28 protein-coding genes are annotated in these 20,210 nt (G+C 59.3%); 4 read left to right on the top strand and 24 right to left on the bottom strand.

Annotation, left to right across the window (positions count from 1 at the left end):
* Positions 1-61: 61 nt before the first annotated feature.
* Entirely contained in the window at positions 62-760 is a 699-nt protein-coding gene (gene tsaA / locus F8N44_RS18890; protein WP_191630921.1) for a tRNA (N6-threonylcarbamoyladenosine(37)-N6)-methyltransferase TrmO, read from the top strand.
* Between the two features lie 176 nt (positions 761-936).
* Here the strand turns inward: tsaA and fpr are convergent, their stop codons facing one another.
* Positions 937-1,716 (bottom strand): ferredoxin-NADP reductase, encoded by a 780-nt coding sequence (gene fpr / locus F8N44_RS18885; RefSeq protein ID WP_007908723.1) that lies wholly within the window; start codon positions 1,714-1,716, stop codon positions 937-939.
* 133 nt (positions 1,717-1,849) lie between these two features.
* On the opposite strand from fpr, the gene F8N44_RS18880 reads away from it, so the two are divergent.
* A complete protein-coding gene (locus F8N44_RS18880) occupies positions 1,850-2,776 on the top strand; it encodes a LysR family transcriptional regulator (protein ID WP_038358063.1) in 927 nt (308 codons plus the stop codon).
* On the opposite strand, the gene F8N44_RS18875 is transcribed toward F8N44_RS18880, so the two are convergent.
* The 3 genes from F8N44_RS18875 to F8N44_RS18865 all read right to left on the bottom strand — a co-directional run bounded on the left by F8N44_RS18875 (position 2,773) and on the right by F8N44_RS18865 (position 4,831).
* A complete protein-coding gene (locus F8N44_RS18875; protein WP_003222276.1) occupies positions 2,773-3,135 on the bottom strand; it encodes a diacylglycerol kinase in 363 nt (120 codons plus the stop codon). The two genes, F8N44_RS18880 and F8N44_RS18875, sit on opposite strands and share 4 nt — an antisense overlap.
* A gap of 74 nt (positions 3,136-3,209) precedes the next feature.
* Positions 3,210-3,860 carry a response regulator transcription factor ErdR gene (erdR, locus tag F8N44_RS18870; protein ID WP_008077176.1) on the bottom strand — a complete coding sequence of 217 codons (651 nt, stop codon included), beginning with the start codon at positions 3,858-3,860 and terminating at the stop codon, positions 3,210-3,212.
* Between the two features lie 224 nt (positions 3,861-4,084).
* Positions 4,085-4,831 carry a tRNA-uridine aminocarboxypropyltransferase gene (locus tag F8N44_RS18865; protein WP_150651361.1) on the bottom strand — a complete coding sequence of 249 codons (747 nt, stop codon included), beginning with the start codon at positions 4,829-4,831 and terminating at the stop codon, positions 4,085-4,087.
* Positions 4,832-5,020: 189 nt separating this feature from the next.
* Between F8N44_RS18865 and F8N44_RS18860 the strand changes: the two genes are divergently transcribed.
* Positions 5,021-5,446: a PA3611 family quorum-sensing-regulated virulence factor gene (locus F8N44_RS18860; protein ID WP_008077172.1), complete on the top strand. Its 426-nt coding sequence runs from the start codon at positions 5,021-5,023 to the stop codon at positions 5,444-5,446.
* Here the strand turns inward: F8N44_RS18860 and F8N44_RS18855 are convergent, their stop codons facing one another.
* Positions 5,447-5,641, bottom strand: a complete 195-nt coding sequence (locus F8N44_RS18855) for a hypothetical protein (RefSeq protein WP_034154934.1) — start codon at positions 5,639-5,641, stop codon at positions 5,447-5,449.
* 348 nt (positions 5,642-5,989) lie between these two features.
* Between F8N44_RS18855 and F8N44_RS18850 the strand changes: the two genes are divergently transcribed.
* Positions 5,990-7,108: a TIGR00730 family Rossman fold protein gene (locus tag F8N44_RS18850; RefSeq protein WP_150651360.1), complete on the top strand. Its 1,119-nt coding sequence runs from the start codon at positions 5,990-5,992 to the stop codon at positions 7,106-7,108.
* Positions 7,109-7,162: 54 nt separating this feature from the next.
* Here F8N44_RS18850 and recX read toward each other — a convergent pair whose 3' ends face one another.
* From recX to F8N44_RS32235, 19 genes are all read right to left on the bottom strand, one after another.
* Positions 7,163-7,633, bottom strand: a complete 471-nt coding sequence (gene recX / locus F8N44_RS18845) for a recombination regulator RecX (protein ID WP_008077166.1) — start codon at positions 7,631-7,633, stop codon at positions 7,163-7,165.
* An 8-nt stretch (positions 7,634-7,641) separates the two neighbouring features.
* Positions 7,642-8,697, bottom strand: coding sequence for a recombinase RecA (gene recA, locus F8N44_RS18840; RefSeq protein WP_127926070.1), 1,056 nt, complete (start codon positions 8,695-8,697; stop codon positions 7,642-7,644).
* 83 nt (positions 8,698-8,780) lie between these two features.
* Positions 8,781-9,281, bottom strand: a complete 501-nt coding sequence (locus tag F8N44_RS18835; protein WP_150651359.1) for a CinA family protein — start codon at positions 9,279-9,281, stop codon at positions 8,781-8,783.
* Positions 9,282-9,348: 67 nt separating this feature from the next.
* Positions 9,349-9,867: a lysis system i-spanin subunit Rz gene (locus tag F8N44_RS18830; RefSeq protein ID WP_150651358.1), complete on the bottom strand. Its 519-nt coding sequence runs from the start codon at positions 9,865-9,867 to the stop codon at positions 9,349-9,351.
* Positions 9,846-10,412 carry a glycoside hydrolase family 19 protein gene (locus F8N44_RS18825; protein ID WP_150651357.1) on the bottom strand — a complete coding sequence of 189 codons (567 nt, stop codon included), beginning with the start codon at positions 10,410-10,412 and terminating at the stop codon, positions 9,846-9,848. Before F8N44_RS18825 ends, F8N44_RS18830 begins: the two co-directional genes overlap by 22 nt.
* A gap of 37 nt (positions 10,413-10,449) precedes the next feature.
* Entirely contained in the window at positions 10,450-10,704 is a 255-nt protein-coding gene (locus F8N44_RS18820) for a hypothetical protein (RefSeq protein WP_150651356.1), read from the bottom strand.
* On the bottom strand, positions 10,704-11,864 hold the full coding sequence (locus F8N44_RS18815; RefSeq protein WP_150651355.1) for a hypothetical protein: 1,161 nt from the start codon (positions 11,862-11,864) through the stop codon (positions 10,704-10,706). The genes F8N44_RS18820 and F8N44_RS18815 overlap by 1 nt, the downstream gene beginning before the upstream one ends.
* Positions 11,865-11,882: 18 nt before the next feature.
* Positions 11,883-12,329 (bottom strand): phage tail assembly chaperone, encoded by a 447-nt coding sequence (locus F8N44_RS18810; RefSeq protein ID WP_150651354.1) that lies wholly within the window; start codon positions 12,327-12,329, stop codon positions 11,883-11,885.
* A 1-nt stretch (position 12,330) separates the two neighbouring features.
* Positions 12,331-13,218, bottom strand: a complete 888-nt coding sequence (locus tag F8N44_RS18805; protein ID WP_150651353.1) for a phage tail protein — start codon at positions 13,216-13,218, stop codon at positions 12,331-12,333.
* The gene (locus F8N44_RS18800) at positions 13,218-13,691 is read right to left on the bottom strand and encodes a phage tail assembly chaperone (RefSeq protein WP_150651352.1); all 474 of its coding nucleotides are present in this window, start codon (positions 13,689-13,691) and stop codon (positions 13,218-13,220) included. Before F8N44_RS18800 ends, F8N44_RS18805 begins: the two co-directional genes overlap by 1 nt.
* On the bottom strand, positions 13,691-14,617 hold the full coding sequence (locus tag F8N44_RS18795; RefSeq protein WP_150651351.1) for a hypothetical protein: 927 nt from the start codon (positions 14,615-14,617) through the stop codon (positions 13,691-13,693). Before F8N44_RS18795 ends, F8N44_RS18800 begins: the two co-directional genes overlap by 1 nt.
* A 22-nt stretch (positions 14,618-14,639) precedes the next feature.
* Positions 14,640-15,206, bottom strand: coding sequence for a tail fiber assembly protein (locus F8N44_RS18790; RefSeq protein WP_150651350.1), 567 nt, complete (start codon positions 15,204-15,206; stop codon positions 14,640-14,642).
* A 7-nt stretch (positions 15,207-15,213) separates the two neighbouring features.
* Positions 15,214-16,311: a phage tail protein gene (locus F8N44_RS18785; RefSeq protein ID WP_150651487.1), complete on the bottom strand. Its 1,098-nt coding sequence runs from the start codon at positions 16,309-16,311 to the stop codon at positions 15,214-15,216.
* A gap of 138 nt (positions 16,312-16,449) precedes the next feature.
* The gene (locus F8N44_RS18780) at positions 16,450-16,965 is read right to left on the bottom strand and encodes a phage tail protein (RefSeq protein WP_150651349.1); all 516 of its coding nucleotides are present in this window, start codon (positions 16,963-16,965) and stop codon (positions 16,450-16,452) included.
* Positions 16,962-18,119, bottom strand: coding sequence for a phage tail protein (locus F8N44_RS18775; protein ID WP_150651348.1), 1,158 nt, complete (start codon positions 18,117-18,119; stop codon positions 16,962-16,964). The genes F8N44_RS18780 and F8N44_RS18775 overlap by 4 nt, the downstream gene beginning before the upstream one ends.
* 13 nt (positions 18,120-18,132) lie before the next feature.
* The gene (locus tag F8N44_RS18770; RefSeq protein ID WP_093436472.1) at positions 18,133-18,732 is read right to left on the bottom strand and encodes a YmfQ family protein; all 600 of its coding nucleotides are present in this window, start codon (positions 18,730-18,732) and stop codon (positions 18,133-18,135) included.
* Positions 18,720-19,763 (bottom strand): baseplate J/gp47 family protein, encoded by a 1,044-nt coding sequence (locus F8N44_RS18765; protein ID WP_150651347.1) that lies wholly within the window; start codon positions 19,761-19,763, stop codon positions 18,720-18,722. The genes F8N44_RS18770 and F8N44_RS18765 overlap by 13 nt, the downstream gene beginning before the upstream one ends.
* Positions 19,753-20,151: a phage GP46 family protein gene (locus tag F8N44_RS18760; protein ID WP_016985043.1), complete on the bottom strand. Its 399-nt coding sequence runs from the start codon at positions 20,149-20,151 to the stop codon at positions 19,753-19,755. Before F8N44_RS18760 ends, F8N44_RS18765 begins: the two co-directional genes overlap by 11 nt.
* A complete protein-coding gene (locus F8N44_RS32235) occupies positions 20,151-20,198 on the bottom strand; it encodes a hypothetical protein (RefSeq protein ID WP_224794792.1) in 48 nt (15 codons plus the stop codon). The genes F8N44_RS18760 and F8N44_RS32235 overlap by 1 nt, the downstream gene beginning before the upstream one ends.
* Positions 20,199-20,210 lie beyond the last annotated feature (12 nt).

Raw genomic sequence — 20,210 nt, 5'->3', positions numbered from 1 at the left:
CACCAGACTTGAGGTTGGACGGGTTATCATGCCCACCCTGCCCCCGCTTCGAATGCAAACCATGACTTACAGCGTCTCCCCCATCGGCTTCGTGCGCTCCTGTTTCAAGGAGAAATTCGCTATCCCCCGCCAACCGCAACTGGCCCCGGCCGCCCGTGGTGTGCTGGAACTGGTGGCGCCGTTCGATCAGGGTGACGCCGTGCAGGGTCTGGAGCAGGTCAGTCATGTGTGGCTGCTGTTCCTGTTTCATCAAGCGCTGGAAGATAAACCGCGACTGAAAGTCCGTCCGCCGCGCCTGGGCGGCAACAAGTCCATGGGCGTGTTCGCCACCCGCGCCACACACCGACCGAACGGCATCGGCCAGTCGGTGGTGAAACTGGACAAAGTCGAAGCCAATCGCCTGTTCATCTCCGGGATCGACTTGCTCGACGGCACACCGGTTCTCGACATTAAACCCTACGTGCCTTATGCGGACATCATTCCCGAGGCCTCCAACAGTATCGCCAGCGCCGCACCGCAGTTGATTGACGTGCAGTGGACGGACTCAGCACTGAAACAAGCGCACACACACGCTCAGCGCCTCGACGAGCCGTTGGTTGAGCTGATTGAACAGTGCCTGGCTCAGGATCCGCGTCCGGCGTATCAAACCCCGGTGCCTGAGCGCGAATACGGCGCGCAGTTCTGGGATCTGGATGTGCGCTGGCATTACCCGACTCCGGAGCAGATCCGCGTGCTCGAAGTCATTCCCGCCACAGCCTGAGACCTCGGTCAATGTAGGAGCTGCCGAAGGCTGCGATCTTTTGATCTTACAGCAAGATCAAAAGATCGCAGCCTTCGGCAGCTCCTACATGGATTGTGGCAGGCATGAAGGAAATGTTTCGGGCATAAAAAAGCCCCCATTGCCAATTCAGGCAATGGGGGCTTTTTCAGTGGAGCTTACTTCTCGACGAACGCACGCTCGATCAGGTAATCACCCGGCTCGCGCATCCGCGCCGAGATCTTCAGGCCGAAGCTGTCGAGCACTTCGCTGGTCTCGTCGAGCATGCTCGGGCTGCCGCAGATCATCGCGCGGTCGTCCTGCGGGTTGATCGGCGGCAGGCCGATGTCGCTGAACAGCTTGCCGCTGCGCATCAGGTCGGTCAGGCGGCCCTGATTCTCGAAAGGCTCGCGGGTCACGGTCGGGTAGTAGATCAGCTTGTCACGCAGCGCTTCGCCGAAGAACTCGTTCTGCGGCAGGTGCTCGGTGATGAATTCGCGGTAGGCGACTTCGTTGACGTAACGCACACCGTGAACCAGGATCACTTTTTCAAAGCGCTCGTAGGTTTCCGGGTCCTGGATCACGCTCATGAACGGCGCCAGGCCAGTGCCGGTGCTCAGCAGGTACAAGTGCTTGCCCGGGTTCAGGTCGTCGAGCACCAGGGTGCCGGTAGGCTTCTTCGAGATGATGATCTCGTCGCCTTCCTTCAAGTGCTGCAGCTGCGAAGTCAGCGGGCCGTCCTGCACCTTGATGCTGAAGAATTCCAGATGCTCTTCCCAGTTCGGGCTGGCGATCGAGTAAGCGCGCATAAGCGGGCGGCCGTTGGGCTGTTGCAGGCCGATCATCACGAACTGACCGTTCTCGAAGCGCAGGCCCGGATCGCGGGTGCACTTGAAGCTGAACAGAGTGTCGTTCCAGTGATGAACACTGAGGACACGCTCGTGGTTCATGTTGCTCATGTACGTTTGACTCCTGGAGATTGGGTCTGCGCTGGCTTTTAAAGGCGACGGTGCGCAATTGCATCGCATTCTAATAGCGACGACAATATCTGTTAACTGGATTATTAAGATAAGGGTTATCGGTTATATCGATATGCGATTTACTCTCCGTCAACTGCAAGTCTTCGTCGCCGTCGCCCAGCAGGAAAGCGTATCCCGTGCTGCGGGTCTGCTCAACCTCTCGCAGTCGGCTGCCAGCACCTCGATCACCGAGCTCGAGCGCCAATCCAGCTGCCAGCTGTTCGACCGCGCCGGCAAACGCCTGAGCCTCAACGCCCTCGGCAAACAGCTGTTGCCGCAGGCGGTGGCCCTGCTCGATCAGGCCAAGGAAATCGAAGACCTGCTCAACGGCAAATCCGGTTTCGGCTCACTGTCGGTGGGCGCGACGCTGACCATCGGCAATTATCTGGCGACTCTGCTGATCGGCAGCTTCATGCAGCGCCACCCGGAAAGCCAGGTGAAGCTGCACGTGCAGAACACGGCCAATATCGTGCAACAAGTTGCCCACTACGAAATTGATCTGGGTCTGATCGAAGGCGATTGCAGCCACCCGGACATCGAAGTGCAGAGCTGGGTCGAGGATGAACTGGTGGTGTTCTGCGCGCCGCAGCATCCATTGGCCCAACGCGGCAGTGCAACCATGGAAGAGTTGACCCACGAAGCGTGGATTCTGCGTGAGCAGGGTTCCGGCACACGCCTGACCTTCGATCAGGCTATGCGCCACCATCGCAGTGCACTGAACATTCGTCTGGAGCTTGAGCACACCGAAGCGATCAAACGCGCGGTGGAGTCAGGACTGGGGATTGGCTGCATCTCGCGGCTGGCGCTGCGCGATGCGTTCCGCCGTGGCAGTCTGGTGCCGGTCGAAACGCCGGATCTGGATCTGGCGCGACAGTTCTACTTCATCTGGCACAAACAGAAGTATCAGACTTCTGCAATGCGCGAATTTCTTGACCTGTGCCGCGCTTTCACCGCCGGGGTGCAGCGCAGCGACGAGATCGTTTTGCCGACGATCGCTTAAAGCAGAATCACTGCCCACACCAGCGCGATCATGCTCAGTGCCACGAATTGCGCGGCGCTGCCCATGTCCTTGGCGTTCTTCGACAGCGGGTGCAGTTCCAGCGAGATGCGGTCGATGGCCGCTTCTACCGCCGAGTTCAGCAGCTCGACGATCAGCGCCAACAGGCACACGGCAATCAGCAAAGCCTGTTCGACACGGCTGACATTGAGAAAGAATGTCAGCGGAATCAGCACGACATTGAGCAGCACCAGCTGACGGAATGCCGCCTCACCGGTGAAGGCTGCGCGCAGACCGTCCAGCGAATAACCGGAGGCGTTGAGGATGCGTTTCAGGCCGGTCTGGCCCTTGAAAGGTGACATAAAGTAGAAACCAACCAAAAAGGAGTGGGAAAGCTAGAGCAACAAAAGTCAAAAAAGCGTGAAGACGCCAGCCATTATTGGCTCGGAATTGACTCAAGTTGTTGCAGCAGTAAAGCCGCTTGCGTGCGAGTACGCACATTCAGCTTGCGAAAGATCGCCGTGACGTGGGCTTTGATGGTCGCTTCCGACACGCTCAGCTCATAGGCAATCTGCTTGTTCAACAGGCCTTCACAGACCATGGTCAACACGCGGAACTGCTGCGGCGTCAGACTGGCGAGGCCATCGCTAGCGGCTTTGGCTTCGTCGGAAACAGCGACCGCTTCAAACGCTTGCGGCGGCCAGAAGACATCGCCATCGAGCACTTTGCGCACCGCTTCCTGAATCACGCTGAGGTCGCTGGACTTGGGAATAAAGCCACTGGCGCCGAACTCACGGGATTTGACCATCACCGAAGCTTCTTCCTGCGCCGAAACCATCACCACCGGAATCTGCGGATACTGCCCGCGTAGCATGACCAATCCGGAAAACCCGAAAGCGCCGGGCATGTTCAGGTCCAGCAGGACCAGATCCCAGTCAGCCTTTTCGGTCAGGCGGGTTTCCAGTTCGGCGATGCTCGCCACTTCCACCAGCCGCACATCCGGGCCAAGGCCCAGCGTCACCGCTTGATGCAGGGCGCTACGAAAAAGGGGGTGATCATCGGCAATCAGGATGTCGTATGTGGCCATTTTTCAAATGATCCTGTTTTTGATGGCAGACGCGGTGCATTCCGGTCAGGCCAAAGCAACTCAAGATGCCGCTTTTGAAGCGATATCCACAGGGGCACGTTCAACGCCAATCAACAGCAAACACGGCGTTTCAAACCTTGGCCGCACCCTAAACGGCGCCAAGCATGCCCAGCGAAGACGGGGTGGTCAAGCAGCACGGCCGCCGCTGTGTACAGTATGGGCCACTATTGGGCCAACTCCGGCTGCGGCTTTCGTATATAGGGCAGCAACTCGGCGTGAGCAGGGGTGGACTCATTCATGTCGACCTGCTGTTTGGCGCCGAGGTAATGCTGGCTGAACACGTCGAAATAGGCGTCCAGCGCAGAGGCGGCGTTGCTGTCTCCGGCCAGTTCCAGACACAACGCGGCGACTTCGGCAGTGCACAAGTGCTCGCTGCGGGTCGAACGGCGCAAGCGATAGCGCGAAAGTTTATCCGGCAGCAGACTGAGGATCGGCAAACGGTCGAAATACGGGCTCTTGCGGAAAATCTTCCGCGCTTCGGTCCAGGTCGCATCCAGTAAAATGAACAGCGGGCGCTTGCTACTATCGATCGCGACGGTGTTGGTCACTCGCGACGGCTCCACGTATTCACCGGGAAACACCAGATACGGCTGCCACTGGGGATCGTTGAGCAGCGCGAGCATCTGCGGATCGGGCTCGGTGCGCGACCAGATGAATGCGTGGTTATCGCGCACCACATCGGCAATCAGCCATCCCGTGTTACTCGGTTTGAACACTTCCTTGCCGGTCATGATCAGGCACACACCCGAACGGGTTTCGACGCTGGGCCGCCAGGCGCACAGGCAATGGCTGATGATCACCCGACAGTCGCGGCAACGTTCGGAGCGAAAACCACGGGCCTGAATCGGCTTGATGCCTTCATCTTCGCGCTGGTCACGCAGACGAGCGACGGCGTTTGGGGCATGGTTCATCGCGGATAACGCCGAAAAGCAGGAAAACTCGACACGAACAACACTCGGCAGGGCAATAAAGGCCGGCAGTTTACCAGAGCAACGGGCACAAGCCTGTACCCTCCCGACCGGCTCCCCTATAATTCGCCGCCACTGAACGCACAGTCACGTGGCTGGTCGAACCACCAGTCACTGAACCAGGAGAGTTTCATGCTGCGCCTTATCGTTCCCACCGCTGCCATTCTGCTGGCGTCGTCCTTCACCGCTCAGGCTGCCTCCCTGAGTGAGCAGAATCTGAACCGCGAGCTGCGCAACGTCGCCGCCCAGAGCAGCGTCGGCACGCCACGCGCCATCAGTGAAGACATTCTTGATCAGGGCTTCACCGTTGAAGGCACGCAGTTGATCAACCACCTGAGCGTGCAAAAGAGCCACGCCGACAAGATGCGCGCTGATCCTAAAGCCGTGTATTTCCAGTTGGGCGCTTCGGTGTGCAACAACCCGTCGTTTCGCAAGCTGATGGCCAAGGGTGCGATCATGCGTTACGACTTCACGGAAGTGAAAACCAACAAAGCGATCGGCTCCGCCAGCTACCAGGAATCGGATTGCCCGAAAGCCGGCCCGGCGAAGAAGAAGTAATCATCGCGAATTGGCGCGCCGCTGTTCATCCTCGGCGCGCAGTTCGGCCAGCAAGGCCTGTAAATAGTGCGAACGGCGCTCGCCGCCCGCCAACCGCCGGCAGCACTCCTCTTCGAGACTGAGATGATTGGTCTCGGCTGATGCCTTCAACATTCGATACAACTGCGTATCGATCTCCAGAATCACTCTGGCCATGTGCCTCGCCTCCTTGCCACCCGCAAATCCTTGAATCGCGTGCACCTTTACGTTTGTTGACGCAAAGCCGTCGTACGGCGCCTGTAAGTTAGTTAATCAGAGAGATTGCTGCTCGGCGCACGTTCGGACGAGCGGTGAAGGAACGCGCGGAAAATCAATAAACGGTTGCCAGCCAAAACCTTGCAGCGCAATGATCAAGTCAGCGCGATTGCGCGCAAGGGTCTAGATTCAGAGTATTCCCGATCATTTTTCAACGGCAGACAAGGAACTGCCGATCGTGTGTTTTTTGCAGCGCGGCACTGACGCCGCTCGTCAGGGCCAACCGCTCTGTGCAGAAGGAGACGTTGAATGCCTTATCAACCGAATGACCTCTTGAGTCGTCATTTTCAGGAAAGCGGCCCCGACCTCATCAGTAAGGTCGAAGAACAACTCAACCGTGTTTCCCCCAACAGCCCGAACATTCCGATCTACCGCGACATGATCCTGACCGTGCTGCGCATGGCTCAGGAAGACCACAACCGCTGGAACGCCAAGATCACCCTGCAGGCACTGCGCGAACTGGAGCAGGCGTTCCGGGTGCTGGAACAATTCAAGGGCCGACGTAAAGTCACGGTGTTCGGCTCGGCGCGCACACCGGTCGAACATCCTTTGTATGCCATGGCCCGAGAGCTCGGCGCAGCGTTGACGCGCTCGGAGATGATGGTCATCACCGGTGCCGGGGGCGGCATCATGGCCGCCGCCCATGAAGGCGCCGGCCGCGATCATAGCCTCGGGTTCAACATCACCCTGCCCTTCGAACAGCATGCCAACCCGACCGTCGACGGTACCGGCAATCTGCTGCCTTTCCACTTTTTCTTCACGCGCAAGCTGTTCTTCGTCAAAGAGGCTGACGCCCTGGTTTTATGCCCCGGCGGGTTCGGCACACTGGATGAAGCGCTGGAAGTGTTAACGCTGATCCAGACCGGTAAAAGTCCATTGGTGCCGGTGGTGTTGCTGGATGCGCCGGGCGGCACATTCTGGCAAGGCGCGATGGACTTCATCCGCCAGCAATTGGAGGCCAACCACTACATCCTGCCTACCGACATGAAACTGATGCGACTGGTTTACACCGTCGAAGAGGCGGTGGATCAGATCAACCAGTTCTACAGCAACTTCCACTCCAGCCGCTGGCTCAAGCGGCAATTCGTGATCCGCATGCATCACAAGCTCAGCGATCAAGCGCTTGAACATATGCAGGATGCCTTCGCGGATTTGTGCCTGAGCGGCCAGTTCCATCAACACGCCTACAGCGGTGAGGAGCAGGATGAAGCACAGTTCAGCCATCTGGCGCGACTGGCATTCGCCTTCAATGCGCGCACCCACGGGCGTCTGCGGGAATTGATCGACTACATCAATTTGCCGGAAAACTGGGCTGATTCAAAACCGCAAACTGCGCAACGTTCGCGCGAGCCCTCAAAGGTAATTTGAGGGCAAAAAAAACGGCCCGCTATTTTCATAGCGGGCCGTTTTTATTGAATCGTTTTAATCGTCCATGCCTCGACCGCTGAACAAGCGGTTGATCATCTCCATCGAGAAGCCCCGATACGCCAGGAACCGGCCTTGCTTGGCCCGCTCTTTCGCATCAATCGGCAAATGTCCGGAGAACTTGCGGCGCCAGGTGTCCTGCAGTTGTTCCTGCCAGCTGATACCGCTTTCGCGCAGGGCGAGTTCGATATCGGCGCGTTGCAAGCCACGCTGACTCAGTTCCTCACGAATCCGCAGAGGGCCATAGCCGGAGCGGGCGCGGTAGGAAACAAAGCTTTCAAGGTAACGGGCTTCGGAAAGCAGTCCCTCTTCCGTCAAACGGTCGAGGGCTGTTTCGATCATCTCCGCCTCGGCGCCGCGCTGACGCAGTTTGCGCGTCAGCTCGACTCGACCATGCTCGCGGCGTGCGAGCAGGTCCATGGCGGTTCGCCGCACAGCGACGAGGGTATCGAGTACGGCGGTGGTCATCGCTGCAATCAGATATCAGCGTCGGCCAGGTCGTCTTCAGTCTCTTTGACTGCAGAAGCCTTGGAGTCGATCACCGCAGGAGTCAGCAGCTTGTCACGCAGTTGCTTCTCGAGCTTCGCGGCGACTTCCGGGTTGTCTGCCAGGAACTTGGCCGAGTTGGCCTTGCCCTGACCGATCTTGGTGCCTTCGTAAGCGTACCAGGCGCCAGACTTCTCGACGAAACCGTGCAGCACGCCCAGGTCGATCATCTCGCCGTTGAGGTAGATGCCTTTGCCGTAAAGAATCTGGAACTCGGCCTGACGGAACGGGGAAGCGACCTTGTTCTTCACAACCTTGACGCGGGTTTCGCTACCGACCACTTCGTCGCCTTCCTTCACCGCGCCGGTACGGCGGATGTCGAGACGAACCGAGGCGTAGAACTTCAGCGCGTTACCACCAGTGGTGGTTTCCGGGCTGCCGAACATCACGCCGATCTTCATGCGGATCTGGTTGATGAAGATTACCAGGCAGTTGGCGTTCTTGATGTTACCGGTGATTTTACGCAGCGCCTGGGACATCAGACGGGCTTGCAGGCCCACGTGCATGTCACCCATTTCGCCTTCGATTTCAGCCTTCGGTACCAGTGCCGCCACGGAGTCGACGATGATCACGTCAACGGCGTTGGAGCGCACCAGCATGTCGGTGATTTCCAGAGCCTGTTCGCCGGTGTCCGGCTGGGACACCAGCAGGTCGTCGACGTTGACGCCCAGCTTGCCGGCGTACTCAGGGTCGAGGGCGTGTTCGGCGTCGACGAATGCGCAGGTCGCGCCGGCTTTTTGCGCCTGGGCGATCACGGACAAGGTCAGTGTGGTTTTACCGGAAGATTCAGGACCGTAGATTTCAACGATACGGCCTTTTGGCAGACCGCCAATGCCGAGCGCGATGTCCAGACCCAGAGAGCCGGTGGAGATAGCCGGGATCGCCTGACGGTCCTGATCGCCCATACGCATTACGGCACCCTTGCCGAATTGACGTTCGATCTGACCCAGGGCCGCAGCCAAGGCTTTCTTCTTGTTGTCGTCCATTAAAGTCCTCACGTAATCAATAAGGCCTGACGGCCAACACCTGTATAAGTAGCCAGTATTATTCCACAGCGTTCGCGGATCGCCTACCCCTGATTTTCGATTTCTCGTGCCGCTAGTCGCAGGAGCCCCTCTAGCGCGGCCTTCACCGTTTGTCGGCGGACGTCATCGCGGTTGCCGGGGAAGTGCTGCACCTCACTGGTCACGGTCTCGCCAACACCCCAGGCCAGCCACACAGTGCCGACCGGTTTGTTTGGCGAGCCGCCGTCCGGACCGGCCACACCGCTGACCGCCACGGCAAATCGCGCCAGGCTTTTCTCCTGGGCACCACGCACCATCGCCTCGACCACCTCGCGACTGACCGCGCCCACCGTTGCGAACAACTCGGCCGGCACATTCAGTTGCTGGGTTTTCTGCCGGTTGGAATACGTCACATAGCCCGCCTCGAACCACGCCGAACTGCCGGGAATCCGTGTAATGGCTTCGGCAATCCCGCCACCGGTACACGACTCAGCCGTGGTGACGTGGGCATTGAGCAGTTGCAGACGTCGGCCAAGGTCGGCGGCCAGTTGAGTGATCTCTTTCACGGCGTGCTCCGGATCGTGTGGAATGCCTCCACCGTACACGAGCCGGTTGCGCTTTCAATACACAGACTCATTCAAAATGTTCGGGCGCCAGCGCTCTGACATACGCCTGACACGCCTGCAAGGCGATCAGTCCACGGTCGCCGGTATCGGTGATGGCGATAATTCGTTGAGCATGCGCCGGGTCAAGTCGGGCGCGTACGGTTGCATGATCCACGCCGCTGGCGCCGGTGGCGGCTGGCATGTTGCAGCCTGCGGCAGTGTCGCTGGCGTCGAGAAGGACTGACAGGCGCACATCAGCAGTGGCAAGACGATCGCGCAGGCGATCCTGATCACGTTGGGCATCGCTCAGCGCTCGATAATGGGTTTGTTCACTGGTCGCGAGCCGTTGCTCCAGCGCCAGGCGTTTATCCTGCTCAGCCTGTTGCGCTGAAGCAGCAGCAACATTCTGTTGATTGAAGAATTCGGCGTTTAACCTTGCCTGCTCCGCCAATTGCCGCCCGTAGCGCCAGTCCTGAAACTGCCACGCCGTAGCAAAAGCACCAGCGGCCAGCAACAGGATGCCGATCATTCGCCAGGGGATTGGCATAACACCGCCCTCGCCCGCGCCCAGATTTCCAGGCGATCCTGCAAACCATTCAACCCGCCGTTGATGCGCCGCGTGATGGTGTTGAACTGGTCGCGATCGGCCAGTTCGTTCAAGCCGTTTTGTTCCCAGAACCATGCCGCGGACTCGGCGGCCCATTGCGGTTGTTCGAGCAGTTCGGGCAGGGACAGCAGACGCTCATCGCCGAACAGACCGAGGCTGCACTGGCGATAATTCGAACGGCCGGTAATCTGGATCAACCCGCGACCTCGGTATTTTTGCCCGTCGCCATCGGCCTCCGGTGTATTGCCCAAACGCAAGGCCAACGTACCCGTGTCGTATTTGCTCAGGTATTGGTTGTTGCCCAGTTCGCGCACATAGCGCAACTGCCCCGACTCATGGCCAACTTGCGCAAGGAACGCAGCAATACGTTTGGGCGAGTCGATATGGCGGCGAGCCATGGCACTGTTGAGCGCAGAAACAAAAACGCCCGCTTGGGAGCGGGCGTTGGGCATGATGTCGATAAGGTTGTCTTCAGTTATTTGCATAATGCTTGATCCTCCCTGGATATTGCCCCCGATTGAATCACGATTGACGACCAACACCTGTGAACCATTTTCTTGCCAGAGTTTTCAGTGAGTTGTCCGGCGCAAGTTCTTCGGGGGATGTGAACATCCAACCGAGGGTTCCGAAATTGGCAGTCCAGTCGATTTGCGGTGTCGGAGTGATTTCTGTGATGTCGACCCAGAGCAGATCCGGATGAAACATTTCGGCCATGTTTCCGTTGGTCGAGAACAGTTCGACCACGGTGTTGTGGGTGATGCGTGCGTAGGTTTTCATCAGGCGTACTCGTAGATGATCACGGCGCCTGAAGCACCTGTGCCACCTGGTCTGCCAGGTTGATTGGGGGCGTTAGCGATTCCTCCCGCACCGGAACCGAAACCGGAACCTGGTGCGGCCAGAGAGCCTGCTGCGCTGTTGCCAAAACCGCCTCCGCCCAACGGCGAGCTGCCACCGTGCCCAGCAAGGGTCGAGCCGTTGACAGATATCCCGGGGGCGCCTGCATTTCCCGCGCTATTGACGATGTTGCCTCCACTGGCCGTCTGACCGGGATAGCCTCCGGTATAAAGCCCCATGCCCTGATTCGCGACAAATCCAATCCACGGCGACCCTCCACCACCGGCAGCAGAAACCAGCGAACCGAAAGAACTGGTACCACCACCTCCGGCATTCGCCGCTGCCAGTCCCGCGCCTCCGCCAGCCCCCACCGTGACGACCTGACGAGAACCAATCGCGTCGGAAGACAGCCATGCTTCAGCATAACTTCCGGATGCGCCGCCACCCACGGTTGCATACTGGGAGGTTGTGGTCGCACCGACTCCCGCACTTCCGCCACCGCCGGCCACCACCTTGACCAGAACATGCTTCATCCCGGTTGTCGGCTCATAGGTGCCGGATGCGGTAAACGTCTTCACTCCCAACAACCGGCCGCTTACAGCATTACCGCCGCTGGCATACACCAGCACCCAACTATCCAGTGCTGCGCTGTACACCACCGAACACACACTACCGCCGACAATCTCGGCAGGCCGCAATGCACTCGCTGCAAGACTGACCAGCGGCTTGGGCATCAAGCCGTTCGGTGCAAACGTACTCGCCCCGCTATTGGCATTACCGGCAGTAAAGCGCAGCGCCAAGCCGTCCTTCAATACAGTGACGGCAGGCAAATAATTGGCCATATAGAGATTGGCCGCGCCGATGTCAGTGGCATGTTTGTCTTCACCTGCCTGACTGAGTTTTTTCACCGCTTGCAACAATTGGGTTGCATCGTCTTCGCTCGGTTCAACGCCGGCGGCTTTGACGACGTTCAACAACTCATCGGTGACGCTGTTGCCCCAGGTTGCCGGGATCAACGATCCGGGCAATCCCGCGACGACGTCTTCATTGACAAATTTGCCATTCACCAGCCCGACACTGGGAACGCTTTTTGGATAGTCCATTTCAACTTCCCTGATGACTTACAGCGCAGCAGCCAACCACCTCGGGGCTACCGGCCGATGCTCGCTGAACGGAAAAAAAGAACCCTGCGGCCAATCCCGCAGTTCACGACGATAGGTTTGCAATTCGGCGTATTGCTCGGTGGTCAGGGTCGTGCCACCACCGTCCTCCAGTTCATCCCGATCGCGTGCCACCAGACCGTCAGTGGCCGCCAGCTGCGCCGTGCGCCAAGAACGCTCGGTTTGAGCGGCTTCGTCCGGCGAAGGTGGTGGTGGATCGACCAGAACCGGGTAACCGTTGTCGGCACTCACGCCAATCATTTTTGGAGTGACTGCCAATTGCTGCAGCAGCGAGATCCAGTAACCCTGAGGAATTTCGATAACGTCGTCGGGAATATCCGTCGAGTTGATACCCGGCACATAAGCACTCCGGGTGCTGGCGCTGAACAAAACATTGAAGGTGTTCATTTCAGTAACCCTTTGCAAAATAGTTCACAGACCAACCTGCGCTTACTTGGCCGACAGAATTGCGAATTTTCAGCGTGCAGCCCTGCTGGTTGTATGCGATGACCGCAACCATCGCCGCATCGCCTCCCGAATGGGTGGCTACAAGCGAGAAGAATCCCTTGGGAAACGGAATTGGAAATGTCACGTACACATTGCCCTCGGCATTGGACATTCCCGAGCCCCACTGATCGATGTTCCCGCTGGCATGTTTTTGATATCCGGGGTTACTCACCAGTCCGGAAAACAACGCGGCATATTTCAGACTGGCCGTTCCGTGAACCGTCCAGATGCCATTCTCTTTGACCACGTTGGCACTCTCGCCGCTGTTCATCACGATCGATGTGAGATAGGCACCTTGCGGGCTTATTTGCGTACCGCTCATGCACGCGACGGTAATCACGGCATTACTGCGGCAGTGAAAGCCGATCGTTGCACCGTTGGGGACCGTGGTGATGTCCGGCAGGGTTACGGTGTACGCCGAATTCCCCCCCAGACCGATCGTCCAGCCCACATCCGCTGCCGTCAGTTGTGTCGCAGCAGACACGCCACGCGCTCCGGCGTAATTACCCAGTGCGCGCTGCACAAACTCGGACGTTGCGGCCGAACGGCTGACATCGAATGGTGCTGCCGTCTGGAACAATTGGTTGCTGCGAAGAGCACCGAGCAATTGAGTATTCGACGCCTCACTCGGCGTCAGACCACCCGCCCGCACCACCCCAAGGATTTCCTGGGTAACACCGTTGCCCCAATTGGCTGGGATCAACGAACCTGGCGAGCCATTGATCGGGTCTTCGTCGACAAACTTGCCGTTCACCAGACCGGCGCTGGGAACACTATTCGGGTAATCCATTATTTCTCTCCTGTTTTGCAAGCCAGCCACGTCGGGGCCGAAGGCCGGGAAACTGGCGAAGGAAACTGACTTGAATCAGGCCAGTCGCGCAGTGCCTGGCGGTATTCCAGCAACTGCAGATACTGCGCGGCCTTGAGCGTCGTCCCGCGCCCCAGCGCCTGCTCGTCTAGATGTCGCGTCACCCACCATTCCGTGGCCGACAGGCTGGACTGACGCCAGGTACGCGCTGCTACCAAAGGCTCCTGTTCTTCAATGATGGTTTCGGCGGGAACGACCGGATTGTCGACTACCGGCAACGCCGATATCTCTTGACGCAGTTCGCCGACTGGCGCGCCAATTTCGATCTGCATGCCCTCCGGCACCAGCACCATCGTCTCCACAAAAGCGGGGGCAAACAGTTGGGAAATCGCGTAGTCTCCGGTATCGATTAGTTCAACCGCGACACCATTTTCCACTCGGGCATAACGGGTCATTATTCGTACTCCCAGATTTCACAGAAGGCGTTACCGCCGACACCGCTAAGAACAGAGGCGGACGCACTGGTCGAACAAGAACCACTGCCACCCGAGCCTCGGCTTCCTGAGGTACCGGGGCCACTGAGGCCCATCAACGGGCCGCCGCCATCAAACGGACTCGCCCCACCGCCGCCGGCCAATACGCCCCAATTGGCGTTGTACATGGCATAACCACCGCCAATTCCCCGTGCGTTAGCCAGGTTGCCACCCGTGACGGCTTGCCCTCCGGCGCCACCCTGGACGAAGCCGACAGCCGTGGCTGTCACGGGAAAGGTCAGGATTTGCCCGCCCATACCTCCCGCTGCGCTCATGTAGCTGCCAAAAGAAGCACCACCACCGGCCTGTCCCAACGCGTTACGTGAAGCGCCACCCGCGCCCAGTGAAACTGGCACGCCGGCCATCATTTCCGCGCTCACGTCATACAAACTCTCGCCATAGGCGCCACTACCACCGCCACCGCCGATGCTGTGATAACCCGCTGCCACCGGTGCACAGCCGCCTCCCGAGCCACCGGCTCCGACCAGCCGCACACGAATGCGTTTGGCTCTTGGGTTGGGCTTGTAAACCGTGATCCCGACCGTTTCGAACTGCCTGACTGCCAGCAATCGCCCCACCGCATCGGTGATGCCGTAACCGGCCAACGTGGTTGGGGTATTTTTCAGTTTGGTGAAATCAACGAGAGCGCCGATGGCGGTGGCCAGTTGATCGGTTCTGGCTTCATCCGGTGTCAATCCGGCAGCCTTGATCGCATTGAGAATTTCTTGCGTGACGCTGTTGCCCCAAGCGGCCGGAATCAACGATCCCGGCGAACCGGCGAGCGGGTTTTCATCAACGAAGCCGCCGTTGACCAGCCCGACCCCGGGAATACTTTTTGGATAATCCATTGCACTGCTCCCTGTGCTGAAATCAGTTGGCTACGGCTGTGCCGGGGGCGACCGGCCAGGTAACTTCATCGGGGAAACCGGCCTGTTTTTCGATGCGGTTAAGCTCGACGCTGTAGAGCTTCCACTCGATCAGCAGCAGTTGTTCGTCATGGCTGGCATCGCCGATGTCTTCGGCGTATTGCAGCGGCGCGATGCGCAGCACGGCATCGCGTAGCAGTGCGTCGCGCTTAGCGAGGACGATGCGTTTGCGATCCGCCAGTTGCGCGGCCTCATCGACCTGCCAGGCGTTGTCCAACCAAACGTGAAAGCCACCCGGAAAAGGCAACCGGGTGAAGCCCTCCGGCAATTCGCCAAGCGCGTTCCAGGTTTCCCGAATGCCTGTGTCAGTGCGATAGACATCGCCACGACAATCGATCTGCTGTTGCAACGAACCCTTGTTATAGGCCCAGGCAAACCCCTCAGGCGCAGGGGAGAGTTCGATACTCAGCGTCACAGCATTGCTTGGCAGTTGCAGACCGATCCCGGGCACCAGCGGAAACTCGACAGGCCCGGTCAATGCACCGCTGTCATCTATCAAATAATTGAACATGTGCACCTCAGATCAGTTTGATTCGCGCGGGATAGGCGATGTTTCGCGGTCGGGTTTCGCCAGCGAAATTGCCGATATTGCCGATGTAGGCATCATTGTCGAATGCTGGGTTGGGATAGGTCGTTGCCACCGTTGCTGAAGTCGGTAAAAAATTGACGTTGGTGGTAACGTCCCAGGCGGTATCCGGAATCGCTGGAGCAGGCTTGAATGTCGCCCCGGTTCCAGTCGGCAGATAATGGTTGTGGCTTTGCAAGGCGTGCATTTGCAGACTGCCTATTACACGTCCAGCGTCAACGCTTCTGTTCTCACTCAGCACCCGCAAAAACTCACCCCGAATTTCGGGAATTCGAAAGTTCGAAGCGCCATCGCCACTGGTCCAGCCACCTTCTCTGCCCGCTCGGGCCGCTTCGGTCGTCAGTGCCCCGGACGCCTGAGCAAAATCCCACAGCCACGGCCATTCGGCTCGCTTGAACAGATCACCGTTGGGAACCCCATAACCTCCCGGGTTAAGCGCTGTGGTGGTCTCGAAAAACGGGCGTCCCAAGGCGGTATTGTCGAAGCGTCCTATCGGCCACCAGCTCCCGGCTCCGTCACTGCGCAGATGCCACCAGTCACCTCCCCCCATCAACACCAGAAACGGATAACCGCTGGCCGACAAGTAGGTGTGAAAGCGAATCCTGTCGGTGCCGGATGCTTGAACAACGAGGCGATTGCCGCTGTTGTCGACACGACGAAGAATCACATCGCGTACACCCAGGGAAACATCCGCCGGAGGTAAAGTCAGGGTCACGGGAGCGGGGCTGCCATCGATCAAAACCAGACCGAGTTCCTGCTCAGCCAGTGACTTGGAAGCTGTAAGCCGGGTAATCACCGAACGCATCGGACTAGCGCTGCTAACAATCGATTGAATCGCCTTGAACAACTGCCCGGTATCCGCCTCGGAAGCCACCAGCCCCCCACCAGTAATCACACTCAGAATTTCCTGAGTCACACTGTTGCCCCACACCGCTGGGATCAACGACCCCGGCGTTCCCGCCACCGGGTTTTCATCGACGAAGCGGCCATCGACCAGGCCGACGCTGGGGACGCTTTTTGGATAATCCATAGGTTGTTCGTTCCTTTGAAATGACAAATGACCGGCGTCGACACAGCGTCTTCTGCGTGCCTGTCCACGGTCTGTTTTCTGAAAATAAAAAGCCCACAACGAAGTGGGCTCGGGTGACGCTGAACGAAGGCTTTCGGCTTAGTTGGAAAGACCGCTGGCCAATTCGCGAATGGCGACCAAAGCTTCGTCACCAGCGCTGCGCGCCAGATCCATTTTGCCCTTGGCAGCCTGCGCGCGAATTTGCGCTTTGGCCTTCAAGCGCAACGTACGCAGCGCCAGCAGATGGTCGGTCAGTTGATCGGCCTTGCTCAGAATTTGCTCGGCGGCCTGTTTGGCGCTGCGCCCTTTGGCAACCCACGCAGCGACCGACAGTGGCACTTCCTTCTTTGGGTAACCGGCGTCCTGATAGGCCTGTGCGTCGGCGGCGGCCTGGGCGTATTCCATGGCTTTGAGCGGGTCGCCGGCCAATGCGATGCGAGTGCTGTCGGCAGCGGCGTCAACTTTGACGCAAATCTGTTCAACTTCCTGCGCATTCAGTTCAGTCTGTTTGTCAGCGTTCAGAACCCATGCCTCACCGTCCCAGTCATGTGCGGCAGAAGGTTGAGGAAGGCGCATTTCGCCGTCTAACTGATGAAGCTCCTGAATTACGATCATCGAATAAGCTCCCAGGAAAACTGGACGTTGACGGCATCGGAAAAATTGACCGCGATTCCGACACTGTAATCAGTGACCGGATGGCTCTTGATGCCCATGCTCAGCAACAACTCATCACTGTCGGCATTCGACTGTCCCAGGTTGTGCTCTGCCTGATAGCACTGCCACAGCGAGCGCAAATTGGCGTGATCGAAGCTGGCGACCAGCGTTGAAACCGTCACGTCGTTGACGATGTTGTTAGTGAACAACACACAAGGAGTAACCGTTGCGGGGTTCCAGCCACCTGCATTATTGGAGCTGCCAGCGATAATGGGCGACAGGAAGCAATAGTTGCCCCCCGCCCAACCAGTTGATGGAAAACCAACAGCCGTCACTGCAGTTGACGACGGTGTCGGGTTGCCGGCAACCAATCGTGCAGAACGAGCATGGGGATCCAGTGGCAGGAAAATTGCGCCCGTTCCGTTGACGGTCTGGGTCCAGGTCAAACGGGCACGGTTGTAGATCGTTCGCACCGTCGGCACCGAACCCGGCGCACCGGTCACGACCCAGGCCAGGCACATGTCCAGTGCCGTTGACTGGAAGCCGCCACCGGCGGCACCGTTTACCGTTCCTTTCAACGAATCGGGCGTCACGTCATGGATGTTGCCACGCTGCACGTAGAACGTCAGCGCACCGCCAGAGACCTGAGCGCGCAAAAAGTAATGGCTGCTGGGCAACAGATCCGCACTGCTCCAGGCAGACGTCACAAACGTGCGCGAACGACCCAACTGACCATTCACGACTTCCTGACCGAGGCTGATATAAGTGCCCGCCGCTATCGAAACCCTGCCACCACTGGTGGATGCCGCAGCCGGGCTGACCGTCAACCGACCATCGGCGGTGGCCACCGTCGGCAGCGGCAATGCCACCAGCGGCAACGCCAGATCCTGATTCCAGCCTTTGGCCGTCACCGATTGAATCGCCTGCAACAGCTGATCGTATTTCTTCTCGTCCGGCGTCAACCCGGCCGCATTGATCACGTTGAGAATCTCCAACGTGACACCGTTGCCCCAATCCGCAGGAATCAGCGATCCCGGGGTTCCGGTCATCGGGTTCTCATCGACAAACTTCCCATTCACCAAGCCGGCGCTGGGCACACTGTTCGGATAATCCATGGCTCATTCCTCCCTAGTCATAATTGATGTGCACCTTGGTGTGCGCCGGGGCACTGCGATGAATCAGGCATTCCAGCGCCGAACCCGGGTTGACACCGAAACGCTCCCCCCAATAGCTCGCGCCGAAACGCCGACCCAGCAACAAGCGCCCGCCGGTATTGAGCGTCCACATGAACTGCGCTTCCCACGTACCCCAATGCGCTGAGCCGAAACGCGAGCGGCCCATGCGTGGTGCTTCGAGTTCGGTGATGGTCGCGTTGGGGTAACCCTGGCTTTTGGCGATGTCGATGTAGTAACCGACAGCCTGGCTGCCGACCGCGAGCAAGCGTCGGCGTACGGCGAGGCGGCGGTCGTCGAACAGCGGTGTGGCGCCGAGGCACGGGTCGGGCAGGTTCATCACCCGCTCCCAATCCGGCACCAGTTCGCTGACGCCGGCCGGGTCCATTTCGTTGAGCAGGTCGGCAGCACGCGCATCGAGGCGTGCCAGTTCAACGGCGACGCCTTGCAGTACTTCCTCCAGCTCCGGCACGCGCTCCGGATCCCACGCCGGGCCACTGGGCAGCAAGGCGCGCAGTTGCGCCTGATATTGCGCGGCGGTTCTTATGCCCCCCATACGCAACCTCCGAAGGTGAGCAGTTCGCTGTCGTTGGCCGACACGTTGGCGACGGGGGCCGTCAGCACGTGGTCGGTTTCACCCGCTGCGCTGCTGATGGCTTCGCGAATATGGCTGATCAGCAGATCCTCGCCGAGGTCAGCCTCACGGTTGTGCAGGTCGCGCAATTGGGTTTCGACCGCCGCGCGTACGGCGCTGGTGTCTGGGGTCAACTTCAGGCGATAGGTCACGGGCACCTGAATCGGCGGACGCACATGCACTTCAGCCGTCACCGGGCGCAACGGTTCGATATAGGCCTGCACCTCGGCCAGTTGCTCGTCGTTAGGTACCGGTTGCGGATCGTCGTCACGCATGATGTACACGCCCACGGTGCCTGGGCCGAGAAAGCCACCACGGCACCAGGCGCGCGTCACGCCGGGCACTTCCAGCGCCCAGGTTTCGTAGTCACTGGCCGAGCCGCCATGGGGAATCACGCGGTAGGAACGGATCACCCGCGAACGCAGTGACTCCAGACTTTCCCGCGCCACACCGCCGCTGAGTCCCGGCGCCAGCACCACAAAACTGTTGCCGACGACACCGGCAATCGGCTGCACCGGGGTCAGCGCCAGCCCGGCGTCAGCATTGCCCAGACTGCCGGCATCCAGCGCGGCAATCGTGGTGGTGTTGCTGCCATTGGTCGTGGTGCGCGCGGCGGTGACTTTGTAGGTGCGACCGTCGTTCGATTGCAGCAGGGTGTCGACGTCGAGCACAGCGCCAGCGGTCGCGGTAAAGCTGACGCTGCCGGTGGCGACTTGCGCGGGTTTGCGCGGTTGGTTCAAGCGCAGCGCGGCGATACGTTCCAGGGTCGACTCATCGGCCTTGTCGGGCAGAATCTGCTCGGCAATCCAGTCGAGATAACCGTACAGACCATAAGCCGCACCACCGAGGGTACGGGCCAGCACTTGCGCATCGGACTGGCGCAGCGAATCGCCGGCCAGGTCGCTTTGGGTGCGCTTGATCAGCACCGGCAGCGAAGGGGTTTCAAACGGCATAGATCACCTGCCAACTGTTATCGGGGTTGATGTCCAGACGTTCGCCGTCAGCCAGAGTGAGGACCGTGCGCAGGTTCAGGCGCTGGGCGTCGAGGCGTTCGCTGATGATGTCGATGGCGCTGCAGTGGCCGTCGTCGATCAGCCACTGCAAGGCTTCACGGGCGTAGAACTCGGCGTCCATCTGCGTTTGTCGGGTCAGTTTCACCCGGCGCAGCAGCCACAGCCGCGAGCCGATGCGGTCGTCGGCAACGGTGGGAAAGGTGTCGCCCCACCAGCCGAAACGCTCGTCGTCATCGAGGGCGTCGTCATCGGCGGCGCGGCGCCAGGTGAACAGGCTGATCAATACAGAGCGGGTCAGTGCAGCGTGGAGGTTCGGGCTGATCAGCATCACTTGCCTCCTGCCGGCGCGCCGGTCTGGCCGCTGCCGGCCTGCACGCCGACGTGCAC

This window comes from Pseudomonas fluorescens (genome assembly GCF_902497745.1).
In the GTDB taxonomy this organism is placed as follows: Bacteria; Pseudomonadota; Gammaproteobacteria; order Pseudomonadales; family Pseudomonadaceae; genus Aquipseudomonas; species Aquipseudomonas fluorescens_BM.
This window is presented reverse-complemented; position numbering and strand designations above follow the sequence as displayed.

Excerpts from the sequence above, each read along its gene's own strand:
- F8N44_RS18765 (WP_150651347.1), bottom strand. The coding sequence starts at position 19,763 with ATGCCGTTTGAAACCCCTTCGCTGCCGGTGCTGATCAAGCGCACCCAA.
- F8N44_RS18860 (WP_008077172.1), top strand. The coding sequence starts at position 5,021 with ATGCTGCGCCTTATCGTTCCCACCGCTGCCATTCTGCTGGCGTCGTCC.
- F8N44_RS18780 (WP_150651349.1), bottom strand. The coding sequence starts at position 16,965 with ATGATCGTAATTCAGGAGCTTCATCAGTTAGACGGCGAAATGCGCCTT.
- F8N44_RS18760 (WP_016985043.1), bottom strand. The coding sequence starts at position 20,151 with ATGCTGATCAGCCCGAACCTCCACGCTGCACTGACCCGCTCTGTATTG.
- F8N44_RS18875 (WP_003222276.1), bottom strand. The coding sequence starts at position 3,135 with ATGTCACCTTTCAAGGGCCAGACCGGCCTGAAACGCATCCTCAACGCC.
- F8N44_RS18785 (WP_150651487.1), bottom strand. The coding sequence starts at position 16,311 with ATGGATTATCCAAAAAGCGTCCCCAGCGTCGGCCTGGTCGATGGCCGC.
- F8N44_RS18855 (WP_034154934.1), bottom strand. The coding sequence starts at position 5,641 with ATGGCCAGAGTGATTCTGGAGATCGATACGCAGTTGTATCGAATGTTG.
- tsaA (WP_191630921.1), top strand. The coding sequence starts at position 62 with ATGACTTACAGCGTCTCCCCCATCGGCTTCGTGCGCTCCTGTTTCAAG.
- F8N44_RS18865 (WP_150651361.1), bottom strand. The coding sequence starts at position 4,831 with ATGAACCATGCCCCAAACGCCGTCGCTCGTCTGCGTGACCAGCGCGAA.
- fpr (WP_007908723.1), bottom strand. The coding sequence starts at position 1,716 with ATGAGCAACATGAACCACGAGCGTGTCCTCAGTGTTCATCACTGGAAC.
- F8N44_RS18830 (WP_150651358.1), bottom strand. The coding sequence starts at position 9,867 with ATGCCAATCCCCTGGCGAATGATCGGCATCCTGTTGCTGGCCGCTGGT.
- F8N44_RS18820 (WP_150651356.1), bottom strand. The coding sequence starts at position 10,704 with ATGAAAACCTACGCACGCATCACCCACAACACCGTGGTCGAACTGTTC.
- F8N44_RS18795 (WP_150651351.1), bottom strand. The coding sequence starts at position 14,617 with ATGGATTATCCAAAAAGTATTCCCGGGGTCGGGCTGGTCAACGGCGGC.
- F8N44_RS18790 (WP_150651350.1), bottom strand. The coding sequence starts at position 15,206 with ATGTTCAATTATTTGATAGATGACAGCGGTGCATTGACCGGGCCTGTC.
- recX (WP_008077166.1), bottom strand. The coding sequence starts at position 7,633 with ATGACCACCGCCGTACTCGATACCCTCGTCGCTGTGCGGCGAACCGCC.
- F8N44_RS18800 (WP_150651352.1), bottom strand. The coding sequence starts at position 13,691 with ATGACCCGTTATGCCCGAGTGGAAAATGGTGTCGCGGTTGAACTAATC.
- F8N44_RS18825 (WP_150651357.1), bottom strand. The coding sequence starts at position 10,412 with ATGCAAATAACTGAAGACAACCTTATCGACATCATGCCCAACGCCCGC.
- erdR (WP_008077176.1), bottom strand. The coding sequence starts at position 3,860 with ATGGCCACATACGACATCCTGATTGCCGATGATCACCCCCTTTTTCGT.
- F8N44_RS18850 (WP_150651360.1), top strand. The coding sequence starts at position 5,990 with ATGCCTTATCAACCGAATGACCTCTTGAGTCGTCATTTTCAGGAAAGC.
- recA (WP_127926070.1), bottom strand. The coding sequence starts at position 8,697 with ATGGACGACAACAAGAAGAAAGCCTTGGCTGCGGCCCTGGGTCAGATC.
- F8N44_RS18770 (WP_093436472.1), bottom strand. The coding sequence starts at position 18,732 with ATGGGGGGCATAAGAACCGCCGCGCAATATCAGGCGCAACTGCGCGCC.
- F8N44_RS18815 (WP_150651355.1), bottom strand. The coding sequence starts at position 11,864 with ATGGACTATCCAAAAAGCGTTCCCAGTGTCGGGCTGGTGAATGGCAAA.
- F8N44_RS18805 (WP_150651353.1), bottom strand. The coding sequence starts at position 13,218 with ATGGATTACCCGAATAGTGTTCCCAGCGCCGGTCTGGTGAACGGCAAG.
- F8N44_RS18880 (WP_038358063.1), top strand. The coding sequence starts at position 1,850 with ATGCGATTTACTCTCCGTCAACTGCAAGTCTTCGTCGCCGTCGCCCAG.
- F8N44_RS18810 (WP_150651354.1), bottom strand. The coding sequence starts at position 12,329 with ATGAACACCTTCAATGTTTTGTTCAGCGCCAGCACCCGGAGTGCTTAT.
- F8N44_RS18775 (WP_150651348.1), bottom strand. The coding sequence starts at position 18,119 with ATGGATTATCCGAACAGTGTGCCCAGCGCCGGCTTGGTGAATGGGAAG.